The 15376-nt window shown below is 65.0% G+C and carries 6 protein-coding genes; all 6 read right to left on the minus strand.

The features are described 5' to 3' along the window. Positions 1 to 21 precede the first annotated feature (21 nt). Complete coding sequence (locus tag OZ411_RS28270) at positions 22 to 762, minus strand: filamentous haemagglutinin family protein (RefSeq protein WP_282530588.1); 741 nt, start codon at positions 760 to 762, stop codon at positions 22 to 24. Further along, the gene (locus OZ411_RS28275) at positions 762 to 12104 is read right to left on the minus strand and encodes a filamentous hemagglutinin N-terminal domain-containing protein (RefSeq protein WP_282530589.1); all 11343 of its coding nucleotides are present in this window, start codon (positions 12102 to 12104) and stop codon (positions 762 to 764) included. The genes OZ411_RS28270 and OZ411_RS28275 overlap by 1 nt, the downstream gene beginning before the upstream one ends. 158 nt (positions 12105 to 12262) lie before the next feature. Then, complete coding sequence (locus tag OZ411_RS28280; protein ID WP_282530590.1) at positions 12263 to 13237, minus strand: FecR domain-containing protein; 975 nt, start codon at positions 13235 to 13237, stop codon at positions 12263 to 12265. Beyond that, entirely contained in the window at positions 13234 to 13842 is a 609-nt protein-coding gene (locus OZ411_RS28285) for an RNA polymerase sigma factor (protein WP_282530591.1), read from the minus strand. The genes OZ411_RS28280 and OZ411_RS28285 overlap by 4 nt, the downstream gene beginning before the upstream one ends. Beyond that, on the minus strand, positions 13839 to 14465 hold the full coding sequence (locus tag OZ411_RS28290) for a secretin and TonB N-terminal domain-containing protein (RefSeq protein ID WP_282530592.1): 627 nt from the start codon (positions 14463 to 14465) through the stop codon (positions 13839 to 13841). Before OZ411_RS28290 ends, OZ411_RS28285 begins: the two co-directional genes overlap by 4 nt. Before the next feature lie 387 nt (positions 14466 to 14852). Continuing rightward, entirely contained in the window at positions 14853 to 15134 is a 282-nt protein-coding gene (locus tag OZ411_RS28295; RefSeq protein ID WP_282530593.1) for an XRE family transcriptional regulator, read from the minus strand. Positions 15135 to 15376 lie beyond the last annotated feature (242 nt).

Consider the following 15376-nt stretch of genomic DNA (forward strand, 5'->3'; position numbering starts at 1 on the left):
GCGACCAAAAAAGGCCGAGGTCTAGAGAGAGCCTGACTGAGCTGCCAATGCATTCAGTCGATCCCGCTCCTCCTCGGTTAACCTCCTCTTCTGCTCCTCACTCAACCTGCCGTTGCCGAGCATATGGACCGCACTGTTGGGATCGTAGCTATCCAAGCTGCTACGGCGCGCCCGTTTATCGCCTGATGGTCCGCTCTCTGTCTCACCATCACCTCCACCGAAGCCGAGGAATTCGACGATGATGATCGAGGGCCGCTCACCAGACTCCGTCCGGGTCGGTTTCGCCACCTGCTGACCAGCCCCGGCGGTGTTGGACGCCTCAGTCAAGCCGCCGATGTTCGGCGCCTGGATCGTCGGCACGCCGGTGACGTTGCCCCGCGCAGAGATGTTCGCAGCGTTGATGATCTGCAGCGCCGAGACGTTGATGTTCCGACCGGCGATGCCCGCCTCGCCGACATCGATCGTGCCGAGCGGGGCATGCAGATCAATATCGCCATCATCGACCCCGGGGATGGCGCTGCGCGCCGAAATGCCCGCACCGGATTTAGGCACACTCGGCGACAGCGAGATGTGACCGTAGTCGTCATAGACGCGTCTGGGCGGCGTGTAGCCGATCGTGGTCTTGGATCCGCGGCCGGCATTGATGTCGCCCTCCGCCGACCAGGCGAAGATATCATCGCCGAAATTGGTCATGATGCGCGACAGGCCGAGCAGGATCGAATCTCGCGAATACATCTGGATGTCGCCGCCGAACTGCGTCATCACACCGGCATCGGCCCCGGGACCACACCCTCGACGCCGACCACGATCTGTCCGCCCGGCACCAGGAACTGGATGTCGCCGCCATGCCGCGTGCGCAGCGAGCCGTCGCTGGTCGTGGTGCCGGTGCGCGTCGAGAACATGGTGACGTCACCGGCATATGAGATCGGGTTGCCGATCGCTTCCACATCCGGGAACAGCGCCGCGATCGCCTGCCGGCCGCGGATGTAGGAGCCGAGACGGGTGCTCTCGATCTTGCCAGTATATTCACGGCCGCTCTCACGCAGCTCGTTGAAATAGATCGTGCGCAGGAAGATCGCGCGCTGCTCCGATGCAAGACCCGCGAAGTAGGCGCGCGCGTCCTCGTCGCTCGCCGCCGCAAAGCCGTACCGCTGTTGCAGCCAAGCGGCCAATTCCTTCTCATAGGTCTTGGCGACCTTGCCGGGCTGGTCGACCAGCGGCGTGCCATAAACCGCGAGATTCGCCGGGTCGAGATAGGGCAACAGACCCTCATAGTTCGGACCGTCCTGGCCTGCACCCGCGGTGATGGCAATCGAGGCCCCCGGCCGCGTATCGCCGGTAGCGATCGGGCCGATGGAGACGATGGAGCCCTTGTCGCCCTGATACACGTTGCCACCCGCCGTCACTTCGAGCGAGCCGGGGCCGGCGACGTTGACGTTGAGATAGTAGATGTTGCCGCCCGCCTTGATCACCGACACGTCATTGTCGTTGGTGTTCAAAATCACACTGGGGAACTGCCCCGCGGTACCCGACAAGTACCTGTCGGTGACGGCGCCGGCGCGGCCGAAATTCACGATGTCGCCGCCGGCGATGACGCGCGCGGCCTTGGCGGCGTTGTAAGTGGTCGCGGTCACGCCGCTATCGACGGTGGAGTAGGACGAGCCAAGCACGATGTTGACGAGATCGCCGTTCACGGCATAGACGCGGATCGGATCGGTATCGCCGTCATGCAGGGTCAGGCTGGTGTTCGACTGCATCTCCCAGCGCGCCGGCGGCAGTCCTGACCTCCCCGAGGTGCTGGCACCGTAGATCGAATCCATGGCCAGGAGTTCGAGCGCGCCGTAGGGCGAGGACTCGAGGCGGAAAGCGACCGGCAGTTCCCGTGCCGCGCTGTTGGAAAAGATGCCGCCATAATAGATGCTGCCGCTCGCGGCCACCGCTTTGAAGATCGGCGGCAATTGCAGGTTATATGTCTCGGCGCCGGCTTGCATTGCCCGATAGCTGTTCGCCGAGACGGAGATGAGGCTGGTGGCGGTGATCGGCGTGAGATTGCCGCCAGCGGAGAACAGCGAGACCGAAGTGGTGTCCGTCCAATAGGCGGCGGTCAGGCTGGCGCCGATGGTCCCCAGCGTCAGATCGCCCCGTGCCTGAAGCGACGTGGCGCCATCGCCGGCCACCACGGTGATCGCACCTTTCGGGATCGCCAAGGCGGCCGACGCGTAATTGACCCCGCGCGGATCGTTGATCTCGTTGAGGCCGTAAACCAGGGGCAACACGCCGATGGCGCCGGCCTTGATGCTCAGGTCGCCGCGCAAGGCGGTGAAGACGCCATTGAGATCGGGATTGATGTCAGGGGGGGCGAGAACGAGAGACGAACCCAGCACCGCGTTGCCCTTGGGATTGAGGCGACCGCCGATGTTCACCGTGACGTCGCCGCTGGTGGCCGCGACAGCCAGCCCCGTGCTGTAATACGTGGAACTGTCGCTCGTCATCACAGTGACCTGCCCGGCATCGCCGCCGACGTCGATGGCGACCCGGCCACCGCCGAGCGCGCCGAAGCCGGTGAAGCCGTCGTAATAGGCGGTAGTCCCCTGGTTTCCGTTCAGCCAGTTGGTGATGAAGGAGCTGGTTCGCTGGGTCGCGGTGACATTTTTGGGGGACAGGATTTGTCCGGACAGGTCGCCCTGCGCCTTGATGGTCAGATCGGCGGAATCATTGTCGCTCTCGCCGTTGGTGGAGACATTGTAGATCGAGCTCGCATCGAAGTTTCCACCGGCCAGAAGATCGAGGTCGCCGGAGCCGGTGCGCAGCACGCTGGCGGCGACGACCGGGGCCCCGTTCACGGTCCCGGTGTGTTGGTCGCTGAGTGTCAGGTTACCCTTTCCGGCGAGTACGCTTTGCGCCGTCAGCGTGCGAGTCGAGGCCGCGGCGAGATCAGCGCCGGAGACGAGGCGGATCGAGGCCGATTGCGTTCCCGGCGCCTGCCTGGGCGCAAGGGCGGAGGTTGCGGGACTGTTCGGAGTGCCTTGCACGAAACTCGTTGCCAGCAGCGGCAACGCGACGGAGCTCTCAAATACCACGTAGTCCGGCGTGAAGGCGGTCCCTGCAGGGATTGTTTGACCCGGTGCATAGTTTCCCAAGTGGGTATCGAAGCCGCCCGCCACTATATAGAGAAGATCGTCCGGGACGGTCCATTCTTCCGCGAAGTAGAGAGTCGTCGACGAACCAACCCAAGCATAATAGTCAATTCCGACGCCGAGGCCGAAAAGGTCGCCGTCCACATAGTTTGAATTCGACGCAATGTTGAAAGTGCCCCCGATCACCGATGGCGTTCCGGGTATGCTCTTGAACCCATCCGCAATGCTGCCGTTGACCTTGAGATCGCCGCCGGCGCGGATGGTCAGCGCCATCGGCTCGCCCGTACCGTCGCCCATCGCATTCGGCCCGTAGCGATAACCGCCGAGATCGATGCCACCCGAGCCGTCGGCGGCCGTGGGCATCGAGACATTCAGGTCGCCGGTGGAGGTGATCTCCACGCCGGGCCGCAGATGGAAGGCCGAGGCGTAGTCGGTCAGGAGCCCCGCGAGCTTCGCCTGCAAGGTGCCGTTGAGCGCATTGCCGCTATAGGCGTTCCCCATGAACGCCTTGCTTACGACGTCGTAGGCATCGAGCGTCGCCTGCGTGACGGTGCTGCCGGCGGGCAGGTCGTAGGTCCAGAAGGCGTTCAGATAGATGCTTTTCGCGCCACGGATGGCAAGCGGTCCTGCGGCGCTGACCTTGACATCGCCCGAGGTCTCACCGGAGCGTGACGCGTTGAGCGTCAGTTCGCCATAGGCCGTGCCACCGGGCGTGGAGAGATCGAGCACGGCGCCCGAGCCCAGCACCAGCGTGCCGCTTTTCGTGGTGAGGTCGATGGTGGCGCTGTTGTTGGCGGCGATGGCCACGCCCTTGCTGTCCGTGTCCAGCGTTGTGCCGCGGGCGTCGAGCACGCCATTGATGGTGAGGTCGTCGCGCGAAGCGAGGATGATGCTGCCGACGCGCGTGCCGCTCGCATCTACGGTGCCGTTCACGGTGAGCGAACCGCCGTCGATGGAGATCGTGACATGATGCGCCTTCACCGTCTGGCCCGAGCCGATGACGAGGCTGCCCTGCTTGAAGTCGAAGCTGCGTGCTTGCGTGAAGCCGCTTGCATCAAGCACGGCGTTCAGCGTTGCGAAATCGACGGAGAGATTGGTCGGATCGCCGCCGATCTTTTGTGCGCGGATGTCGAACGAGCCGCCATTGAAGCCGCCGCCGCTGCTCGCCTTGAGCGCGCCTGCCAGCGTCACCTGCCCGTTCGAGGTCCCGGTCGCGGTCAGCGTCAGCATCCCGGCATCGTTGTTGATCGCCGAAAGATCGATGATCGAGCCGGCGGCTTGCACGATATTGCCGTAGGTGCTTTCCAGCAGCACGTCACCGCCCCAGCTGTATTTGGTCACGTCGAACATGGGCATCGCCTGTCCCGACAGGTCGATGCGGCTCGCTGCGCCCAGCGTGATGTCGCCCGATGCAGTGACACTGAACCGGCCGCTGGGAAGATAAATGGCGGTATCGATATTGACCGCGCCGCGCGAGACGATGCCGATCTCCGCGCCGAGCGCCGAGGGCTTCGCCGAGGACGGCGTGCCGGTGACGGAGACATTGCCGCCCGCATAGATCTTGAGGATGGAGCCGGCCTCGCCGGTGAGCAGCGGTGTGTTGAGGTTCAAGGCGCCGCCGCTGCCCGAATAGCTCGCTGCCTTGTAGCCGCCGGAAATCGTCGCCGGATCGGCCCCGCTCTGATAGACCGACAGCGTACCCTTGTTGTTGACGCTGATGCTGTTGCTCGCATTGAAGGCGACCGAGGAGAAGCCGAGCATCAGCCGGTCGAGCGAGAGCGAGGCGTCGGGCAGGCTGCCCTTGGCATAGCCGAATACGATGTCCGTGGCGTTGACGGTGAACGTGCCAGAGCCGGAGCCGTGTCTGCCGGACGAACTCGCAATCGCCCCGGGCGTGGCGCTGGCCGACCCGTTCGCCGCACCATTCCAAACCAGTGTGCCGACCTTGAGGATGGCGTCGCCGCTGCCCGCGCCGTAGATCGCCGGGGTCGTCAGAGCCAGGGTGCGCTCGGCGCCGAAATCGAGATCGATCGCACCATAAAAATTGACCGAGTTGCTGGCCGACAAATTGAGATTAGCGACATTGGTCAAAAGGTCGCTGAGCCAACCGGGATTGAGGTTGAGCCCGGCAGGCAACGGGGCCGCTGCCATGGAAGCGTCGGTGCCGATATTGATCGAGGACGCCGCCAGCGCCAGAGTCTTGGCGGCGAGATTCGGTGTGCCGGCAAAGGTCGGGTTGGTTTGGGCGATGAAGCCGATGGTGCCGTCGGACAGCAGCGATACGCCATTGCCGATGCTGATGTTGCCGGCGTACTCGCTTTTGCTGCCGTCCAGCACGAGGTCGCCGTTGGAGACGACGAGCAGGGAGGTCTTCCACTCGGAGGAGGAGGCGGCGATTACGTTCTGAAAGCCGAAGCCGCTGGAGGAATCCGGAGCCTGGACGCCGTATCCGCGCGTATCGATGACGGCGCCATCCTCGAGCGTGACGGTGTTGCCGGCGAGGAACACCCGCGCGCCGCGCAGCGTCACGCTGCTCTCGACGGTGAGGGGATTGGCGATCCGCACGGACCCGGAAGCATATCCGCCGCCTCTGAAACCGATGGCCGGCTCTGTATTGTTCACCGCAAAATACGTCGGGGCGCCGCCGAGATACAGATTGGGTGCGGCGATGGCCTCGATCGACGACGCGGACACTGTCGTCACGGTGGTGGAGCGCAGGGTCGTGCTGCCGTCGGCGACGATCTCCAGCATGTTCGGCGTGCTGGGATCCGTGACGGTAGCCAGCTTCCGGTTCGAGGCCGTGAACAGGATCAGGCTGCCGCCGTAGCCGCCGGCAGCGGGCGTGAAATCGGCGTCGCCGTCGAAAACCAGCGCCCGATCGCTGCTGCTGCCGGACAACAGCGCGCCGAGCTGGATGGTGAGGAACTTGCCGTCGGCCGGCAGGAGCGGGCGCAGCGTGCCGAAAGTCGCCGCCTGCGCGAGCTGGAAGCCGGCATAGCCTGTCTCGTTGTATTGCGAATAGCTGCGCGCGGTTGCGCCTGGCGTGACGATCACCTGCGTCGCCAGCGAGTCCCGGATCATGGTGTTGGCGACGCCCTCATAGCCCGCTACGAGATACGAGCCGTTGCCAAGGCCAGTCGCGCCGGAAGGCAGATTGATGCCGGAGCCCTTGCTGCCAAGCTCGACGCGGAAGGCGCCGGGCAGCAACGCGTAGTTGGCTGGCAGCAGCGTATAGGTGCCCGCCGGCAGGCCCGGCACGCCCTCGGGGATGGCGATCTGCTGGCCGATGCCTGGAACGCTGCCGGTCCATTTGCTGGCGTAGCCGCCCGCCACGGGCGCGGTGACGATGCCCGGCACGATGGCGTACACCTTGTCGCTCGCCTTGCTGTAGGTGTTGGCCGGATTGGCGGTGACAAGCGCCGTGGTCAGCACGTCCACCGAGCCGCCGCGGCCAGAGATGAAGCCAGCTCCCGTCAGCGTGCCACCACCGGAGAGGTCGAGGCTCGCGCCGGCATCGCCCACCACCCGGGTGCCGTTCAGGGTGACGCCCTGTGTGTAGAAAGCCCCGCCAATTCTCAATTGCCCGGTCAGCAGATTGGCCGTGATCGGCGCAGATCCGTTCACCTTCCAGTCGACGCCATCAACGGTGCCGCCATAGGGCACGACGAGACCCGCGGCCGAGACCGAGGTGATGGAGCCGGGAAGAAGCTCAGTATAGGTATCGGGATCGGTGGGCAGCATCGGCGTGATGCCGATGGTGATGGAGCCCAGCGGCGCACGCACCACGCCGCCCTGGTAGACGTTCGATGCCAGCAGCGAGATCGCGCCGAACACAGAGTATGGCAGATCCGGGACGACGCCATCGGCCGAGGAGATCGTCAGCGTGGCGCCGGGACGATAGGTGTAGTTGATGCCGTCGGTCGTGACGCCCCCGGCGCGGACGAAGGTGTTGGCGCCGGACACGGGATAGATCTGCGCGGCGGTCAGCGTAAGATTGCCGTCGGCGGCGTTGAAGCTGGTGAGCGCGTTCGTCGCGATGCTCGTCAAAGTGCCGGCCAGCAGGCGCAGGTCGCCGGCGCTGCTCAGGCGGGTGTCGGCGAAATGGGTCGCCATCGCGTTGCGCACATCGATCAGATCGGCCGCGACGGCGAAGCCGGCGCCGGTCGTGCCGGTGATGGAGGCCGGCAGCTTCGACGGCATCGCCGTGTTGCCTGACAGGGTCGGTGCGGTCAGGCCGTCGAGCAGGACATAGGGCGCGTTGAGGGTGACTGCGCCGTTGGCGGCAGTGTCATAGAGTGCACCGCCCGCAAGCGTGATCGCTCGCCCGGCGCTGAGATTCACATCGCCGTCGAAGATGACGCCGGCGCGCGCGCCAAGGCTGATGCTGTCGAACCCGCCGGCCATGATGGCATCGGCGCTGACGCCGCCCTGCCCCACGGTCAGCTTGACGGTGCGCGGATCGGCCCCCGCCGGCATGGCGCCGGGCACGCTGGACTGGCCGATGGTCAGAGTCCTGCCGACCTGCACGCTCGGGGCAACCGTGGCGCCGAAACTGCCGCCGCCATAGCCATAGAAGGGCGTCTCCATCATCAGCGACAGCGAGCCGCCGGCGGCGCCGGTCCCGCCGGAGAAGGCCCGCAAAGTGCCCTCTGCCAGGATGCCGTCATAGGACGAGAGCGAGATCGCGCCGCCGTTGCTGGCGACGAAGGCCGGGCTATGAGCCGTGCCAGTCAACAGATCGAGCGTGGCGCTGGCGCCCGAGGCGTCAAGCAGCGCGCCCCGCTGGATAATGATGAACGCATCCGCCGCCGCGGCGATTCCCGCATCGTCTGTTGCGCTCGATGCCAGCCGGCCGAAGGTGATGGTTCCGCCGTCGGGCACCACGCCGTAGCGGCGGCCACGCGAATCGACGGCGGTATAGGCCCGCGCCGACACGTCGAGCACCGCGCCATCGCCGATCAGGAACGATGTGTAGACAGGGCCGCTGTTGCGGACCAGGCCAGTTCCCAGATAGGTCTCGATGAGGGAAATGGCGCCGCCGGGGGCGACGATGCTGCCCTCGACCGTGATCTGCCCGCCGCTCGACAGCGTGACGCTGTGGCCCGGATCGACTTCGATCGACGCCCCCTTGCCGACATACATCCAGCCGGCGCTCGTGACGATGTCGGTGTAGGCCGACGCCAGCGTGAGATCGACGCCGCTGCGCTGAGTGAGCGTCGCCGTGGCGGGGTTTTCGATGAAGAGCGGCGGCGTCCACAATTCCAGCGCGGACGCCGGATCGGCGCCGGTCGGCGTGCTGTAGGCCGCCGCGCCGAACCGATAGACCGGCATCGCCGGACGCAGCGCCGTGTTATCGGCGACGACGAGGCCGGCGCCGCCCTGAACGTTGTAGCCGGAGAAGCCGCTGCTGAAAAGATCGGGCGCGAGATGCAGATACTTGAACGGCTGGAAGGAGATCGCCACCGGCAGCACGCTGTTCTGCGCCAGCCGGGTGCCGGCGAGGAAGGTGACGTCCGAGGGCGCGACATCGCCCGCGTTGAAGACGGTGGGCCCGGTGATGCTCAGCCCTGCCGCGCCCACTGTGACCAGGCCGGCCTTGAAGGTGACCGCGACCCGGAGCTTGCTTCCGGCCGGAATGGTTCCACCCAGGCCGTTTAGGATAGTGGCAGAGCCTCCACTGGAGGTCTGGTAGCTCATGCTGGACAAGGAACCCAACCCGCCCGGCGCCACGACCAGATCGGCGGTCACCAGCAAAGTATTGGTGGTCGTGGCCGTAAGCGACAGGTCGTCGGTCAGGACTCCCGCCGGAACCGTCTTCGTCACGGTCAGGGTCGCGGGAGCCGGCAGCGGCGCGCCTGCCGGCCAGACGACGTCCTTGGTCAGGATCACATCGACCGGCAGAACTTCGCCGGCCACCATCGACGTGCCGAGATCGTAGCTCTGATCGCCGATGACGATGACGGTGCCGCTGTCCAGCGTCAGCGTCCCGCCTTTGGTGACGCCGGTGGAGCGCACCGTGCCGTCGAGGACCAGGCCGCCCCCGGTGATGCCTTTGTTGGAGACGCCAGGGGCAGCCGTATTGGCGATCAAGGTGACGTCGCCGCCGGCGCCGCCTTTGGTCTTGCCGTTGGCGAGGATGCCGCCGCCGGACGACGCATCGATGCGCGATCCGGGTTCGAGCGTCACGTTGCCGGCCTTCAGCGTGACGTTGCCGCCGTCGATATAGGCGAGGCCGGACAGCTTGCCGGGATCGAGCAGCGCGTTGGTCCACAGGCCGCGCGTGTCGATCGAGGAGCCCGACCCCAGCGTGATGGATGCCAGGCCGCTCGCCGGCAGCAGCGGCAGGATGGACGTGTCGCCCGTTGTTGCGACCACCATGTTCAGCGCGTTGGTCAGCGTCACGCTGCCGCTGCGCGCGGTGATGGTGGCGCGGATGTCGATTGTGGGGGCTGTGAGGTCCAGGGAGCCGCCATCGGCGAGCGTGAGGTCGCTCTCTACAGCGATGGTGCCAGCCGTAGCCAGATCGAGCCTGCCGAGGGATTGTTCCTTAAGTCTCTCAGCATCCAGATAAAGCGTTCGTTTGCGGTCAGCCGGAAGCATGGAGGTGACTTCGAGATTTCCCGTGCTGTCCGCCACGTCCCCGATCACGATCTGCGTGTCATGTACGCCGCTGCGGCCGAGCGAACCATAGGTGCCGACAAGAAGCTGCCCGGCCTGGGCCACGACGTTCTGTGCAGCCTTATAACCGTCGGCAATACCGTCTGGCCGCGCGGTGAACTGCCGCTCGCCTTGGACGACATCGGCAAGAATATCGCCTTCGAAGATCGCGGTCGGTGTCGACAGGATCAATCGGCCCGCATCGCGGCCGACCGTGTAGCCGTCCTCCCAGCGCACGCTCTCTCGACCACGGCCGAGGGGGCTGGTCCAGACCTCGGTGACGTTCCAGCGTTTGCTCTCGCGAATGAAGCCCTGGCCGAGCCCATAGAACGTCATGTCGGCGCGAGCATCGTTGATGTTGTAGAGCCGTCCGTCAGATCCGAGGAAGTTTGTGGTGCGGATATAGCCGCCCTCGTAACGCACCGAGCCACCCGAAATGTCGAAGACGGAACCGGCTTGCGCAATCACCTCGTTTGCCGAAAGCGTGATGGTGCCGCCGAGCGCAGACCATTCGCCGATTCCGTGCCTGGCATTGGCGAGATAGCCGCCGACCTCGAGCAGACCGCCCGGCGTGTAGTAGCGGTCGCTGTCATAGCCGCCGGTGCCGGCCGGCACGTAGACCAGGTCGCGGATGTCGACCCAGACATTCGCGTTCTTGAGATAATTGTTGTCGCGATTCTGCGGCGAGTCGCGCAGCTCATAGCCCTGGATATTGACCAGGATGTTGTTGGCGGACATCGCCAGCGGCACGTCGCGCACACCCGACACGTCGATGATCGATCCGCTCTCGTTGAAGATGCGGCCCCCCGCCGACACGGCGACCTGACCGCCCTGAGCAACCGTCAGCGAGCCCGCCTCTGACGTCGCGCCGCCCTTGAAGACGACATTGCCGCCGGTGACGATCTCGATCCGCGACTGGTCGAGCCGGTCGGCGAGTTTCGATAGATTGTTGAAGACGCCGAAGTCGGCTTGCGCGCGCAGACGATTTGCCTCGTCGGAAGCAGCGATCAAGCCGTCGCGCTGCGAGTTCAGCGCCGTCTCCCGGCTCTCGAGCTCCGGAATGATCGTGGTGATGCTGCCGACGCCGAGCGTGATGCTGCCGAGCGTGTCGGTCGCAGAGTTGAGCAGATGAATGGTGCCGCGCGTATTGACCGACGTCGACGCAACCAGGATGCCATTTTGCTCGATGGTCCGGCCAACCAGCGTGATGTCGCCCTGCGGACTGAAGATCATCCCCGTGTTGGTCACCCGTCCCGGCGCATTGCCGATCACCGGCGCAATCTCGTTGCCGCGCGTGGTCGAGAACTGATTCTCCTCCGTGCTGTAGCCGCGCCGCAACACGAAGGCGTCGCCGGCTGCGAGCTGGGTCTGGCCGAGCGGCGTCGTGATCGCGCCGGCATTGACGACTTCGCCGCCCATCAGCAGCACGTAGCCGCCGCCCTGCGTCACTTCCGCCGGAGCGTGCGTCGTGATCTGCGCGCCGGCTTTCACCTCGACCTTGCCAGCGCCCTCGCGCCGGCCCAGAAACTCCGCCGCATCGGTGAAGCTCGGCGTCCAGGTCGAGCCGCTTTGCGCTGAGTAGATGCCGTTATCAAGGAATTTCTGTGGATCGATCTTCGCTGTCGACGCGATCAGCGCGCCGACATTGATCTGGCTTCCGCCACCGAAGATGATGCCGTTCTGGTTAATCACATAGACCGAGCCATCGGCCTTGATGCTGCCGAGGATCTGGCTCGGCCTGCCGTCTGGGCCGAGCACGCGGTTGAGCGCCACCCAGTCGCGGTTGCCCCGCTGGTCAAAGGTGAGATCGGTCCGGGCGCCGACATTGAAGGTGTCCCAAGTCAGAATGGCCTTCTGCTGGGTCTGCCCGATATTGACCTTGACGCGATCGCCGTCCGTGAACTGCGTCGGCAGGTTGGCTCCCTGCCACAGGTCGGTCCCCGGAACAGCACCGGCCGCCCGCTGCAGTCCATCCACGCCCAAGCCGTTGGGGACCGAAGACGCATTCGCTGCGGCGCGCGCAGCATCACGCGCCGCTTGCTGACTGGCCTGCTGGGCCTGGATCGCGAGCGTGGCCCGCTTGAGCGCATCGGAGGACTGACTCGCAGCGCGCGCGGCTTCCTGTTGCGTCGATTGCGCGGCCGCGATGGCTGCCGCCGACGGCGTCGGCGTCGCGCCACCCAATGGCCTTGCGGACGCCCCTGAGGGCGCGAAGGTCAGCGCAATGACGCTCGCCCCCGCCAGCAATGCGACGCGACGGCTCTTGCGACGGGACTGGGGGGCGCGAAAGTCTGAGCCGTAGTTCAGCATCGGGTTCTCTCTCAGCAGGAGGACACATCAGGTGACACCCGCTCCGCCCGCCAGAAGAGCAAAAACAGATGCCTCGCTGGTCTGACACCGGCCGAGGATCGAATCTGAACTAAAAAGTTGATGACAGTTTTGTATCAACGCGGACCGGGTCGGCGGCGTCAGCTCAAGAGGATTATCCCACCGGGAAGCACGCGAGAGGTCGCCCCGGTCGCCCGCTCGATCCAGCCGAGAATCTCGTTTGTGCGCTCGATGCGGAACCGGCCGCTGACGGTTTTCTGGCCGAGCGTCGTGTTGAGCACCATCACCCGGCCAGGCCGGTAACGATTGATCTCGGCCACGGCGTCGGCAAGCGGCGTCGCCCGGAAGACGATGAAGCCGTCGTGCCAGGAGGTTGCCTCGTGACGGTCGACGGCGGCGACCGGCCGAAGGCCGGTATTATCATAGAGAACCCGTTGCCCAGCCTGGACCGGCTCCGACCGACCGCCCGCAGTGACTTCCACAGCCCCCTCAATGCACGTCACACACGTGACCGCCGCGATGCTGCGGACGTCAAAACGGGCCTGTCTCGCAACCGTCTGCCCATTTCCGGCGAGCACGATCAGCGCCCGCGAGGACTGAGCCGGCATCGCGAATGACGCCTCCCCGGAAATCAACCGAACACCGCGGCCATCGTCGGCATCTGCCGTGATCGCGATACTGGTTTGAGTATTGAGCTGTACGTCAACGTCCGCCACCGTCACGCGCAGTTGCTCGCCGGTCGCCGTGCGATAATCAGCCCGCAACTCGTCCAGGGACGGCCACAGATTCAACGGCGGCTTCATCACCGCGTATGCCGCGACAGACGCAGCAAGCGCGCTGCCGCCCGCGAACAGCGCGCGCCGGCTCATGGAAGCCCGGTGCTCCGGCCACACTGGCCTGCCATGCGCTTCGATAAAGACGCGACCACCCTCACCCAAGCTTCGCCATACGCGGAGAGCTTCGGTAAAGGCTGAATCATGCGCCGGGCTTTGTTGCCGCCAGCGCTTCAACGCTTCCGCATCCGCTGTTGTCGCCTCGCCCGAGACCAGCTGCCTGACCCAGCGGCGTGCATCGCGCTTCAGCACGTCGGCCTGACCGTTCGGATCGTCACTCATTGATCGTCTGTTCCTGACCGCGTCGGCATCTTGCCGTCCAGCCCGAAAGCCTTCTGAACAGAAGACACTGCTCGCGGCACCGATCTGAACCGTTCAGACATCATTTCTTCAAGACGCGTGGCACAATAATCATGAGCCGCCTGTAGCTCTCGCTGGACAAAGCGCTCCGAAACCCCGAACCGCGTGGCAATCTCGCGCCGAGGGACGCCTTCAAGCCGTGCGGCCAGCAGGACAGCCTGTTGACGTACCGGCAATTCCCCAATGATATGCACCAGGGCCTCAAGCTCCGTGCGCGCCACCAGCACACGTGCGGCATCCGGCGCATCGTCGCCGATCTCAAGCAAGGCTTCGACTTCGAAGGCGGTCAAGCGGCGATTTTCCGCACGCCGGAGGTTGGAGGCGATGTTGATCGCCATACTGTAAAGATAGGTGTCGGGGTTACGCACCGTGGTCAGCTCGCCGCCGCGCTCCAACCGCAACCAGGTGTCGTGCAAAGCCTCGTTGGCAAGGTCGGCCGACCCGAGATACCGCGTCAGCCGCTTCTTGAGATCGCCATAGCGCGTCAGCAGGCGGCGCTGCAGCGCGGCCCAACCCGCTTCCGTCATTGCGCGACCCTCGCCGGCTGTACGCTCGTGGCGTTGCATTGTGCAAGCAGATCGGGCGTGACGAGGATGACGACAGGCTGCTCGAAACCGGCCGGCGGCGATTGGCCGATGGAGAGCCGCCGTACGGCACGATCAAAGGCCGCATCCGCACCATCATGTCCGGTCGAGCCGAGCGACGCCACGCGCGTCACCGCTCCTTGCGAGCCGATCCAGAACCCGATCGCAATCCGATAGCCGCCCGCCCGAATCCGCGCATCCGCACAGAACGCGCGCTTGAGGCTTGCCTGGATACGCCCGTAATAATCCCGGATATGAGGAGCTGGCGCCAGTGGCGCCGGTGGCGTCGCCGCGGGATCCGGGACCAGCATGGCGCCGTCAGCGGCCAGAAAATCGGCCACAAGCCCCGTCCCGGCAAGCAACATGCGTAATGCGGCAGCGGGCGCGTATCGACCGTTGACTGAAGCGGACCGACGGCCCGCAGCCAGGCTCGCATCGTAGATCACCTGCCATCCCGAGACGACACTATAAGCCTCGATGGCCGAGGCCAAAGCTTGCGCGGGAAGGTCGAAGGCAACGGGCTCGTTCGGCGCCGCCTGAGACTTTGCACTCCCGGTGCCGGACATGAATCCAGCACCGGCAGCCAGAATCCAGAAGATGCAGCAACTCCGTTTGATGTTCGAGCTCCAGAACCGGGACAAGCCATCATTGCAACTGGAACCCGTCAACAACATCTGCTCCGGAGGATTGCCTCCACTCGGGAAAATTTTACGCTACGGCGTCTTTCTTACAGTCTTGTGTCACTGACAAGGTCTCGCCGGCACAGGCGGCCGTCAGCATGCGACAAAAGGGGAGCTTACGCCGTCGCGGCGAAATGAGACGAAGGCCGGGATCGCATCAACGGTCCCGGTCCCCCTCCGTCACCGGGCGGTCAAGTTTTCGGCCGCGCCTCCCGGCGCGCGCCGAACGTCGATTGCGATGCGTCGGTACGCATCGTCTCACTGTGCCAGCCGTCAAGCCGCATCCAAGACGCGCAGCTCAACATGCATACCGGCAGCCCCGACCATATTGATCAAAGTATCGAGACCGAAAAGATCGATCTTGCCACGCAACAGATCGGAGACACGCGGCTGCGTGACGCCCAGCGCTTTCGCGGCCTCCGCCTGCCTGAGCCCTTCCTTGGCGATATGATCTTTGAGCGCCATCATCAGTGCCGCACGGAGCTTCATATTTTCAGCCCGGGCGGGCGTCTCTTCGATCGCGTCCCATACGCTGGCAAAACGCTGCTTCTTCATCGACCAAGCCCCTTCACCAAATCCCGGTACCGTTTCTCCGCCAACTCCAGATCAGCCTTGCTCGTCTTTTGGGTCTTCTTTGGCTTTGTCATGCCGACCCCAAGGATTCCCGTGACGGCTTGTGTTGCATCCGCAAGCGGCGGGGAGGGCGCCGAAATGCATTGGCATGATCAGGCTTCCGCGGTCCGCCTCGCGTGCGAGCAGCGCAGCTCGGGTCCGACGGGCAACGTCCGTTTGCGCGC

The sequence above is a fragment of the Bradyrhizobium sp. Arg237L genome (assembly GCF_029990105.1).
In the GTDB taxonomy this organism is placed as follows: domain Bacteria; phylum Pseudomonadota; class Alphaproteobacteria; order Rhizobiales; family Xanthobacteraceae; genus Bradyrhizobium.

Excerpts from the sequence above, each read along its gene's own strand:
- OZ411_RS28270 (WP_282530588.1), bottom strand. The coding sequence starts at position 762 with ATGACGCAGTTCGGCGGCGACATCCAGATGTATTCGCGAGATTCGATC.
- OZ411_RS28275 (WP_282530589.1), bottom strand. The coding sequence starts at position 12,104 with ATGCTGAACTACGGCTCAGACTTTCGCGCCCCCCAGTCCCGTCGCAAG.
- OZ411_RS28280 (WP_282530590.1), bottom strand. The coding sequence starts at position 13,237 with ATGAGTGACGATCCGAACGGTCAGGCCGACGTGCTGAAGCGCGATGCA.
- OZ411_RS28285 (WP_282530591.1), bottom strand. The coding sequence starts at position 13,842 with ATGACGGAAGCGGGTTGGGCCGCGCTGCAGCGCCGCCTGCTGACGCGC.
- OZ411_RS28290 (WP_282530592.1), bottom strand. The coding sequence starts at position 14,465 with ATGTCCGGCACCGGGAGTGCAAAGTCTCAGGCGGCGCCGAACGAGCCC.
- OZ411_RS28295 (WP_282530593.1), bottom strand. The coding sequence starts at position 15,134 with ATGAAGAAGCAGCGTTTTGCCAGCGTATGGGACGCGATCGAAGAGACG.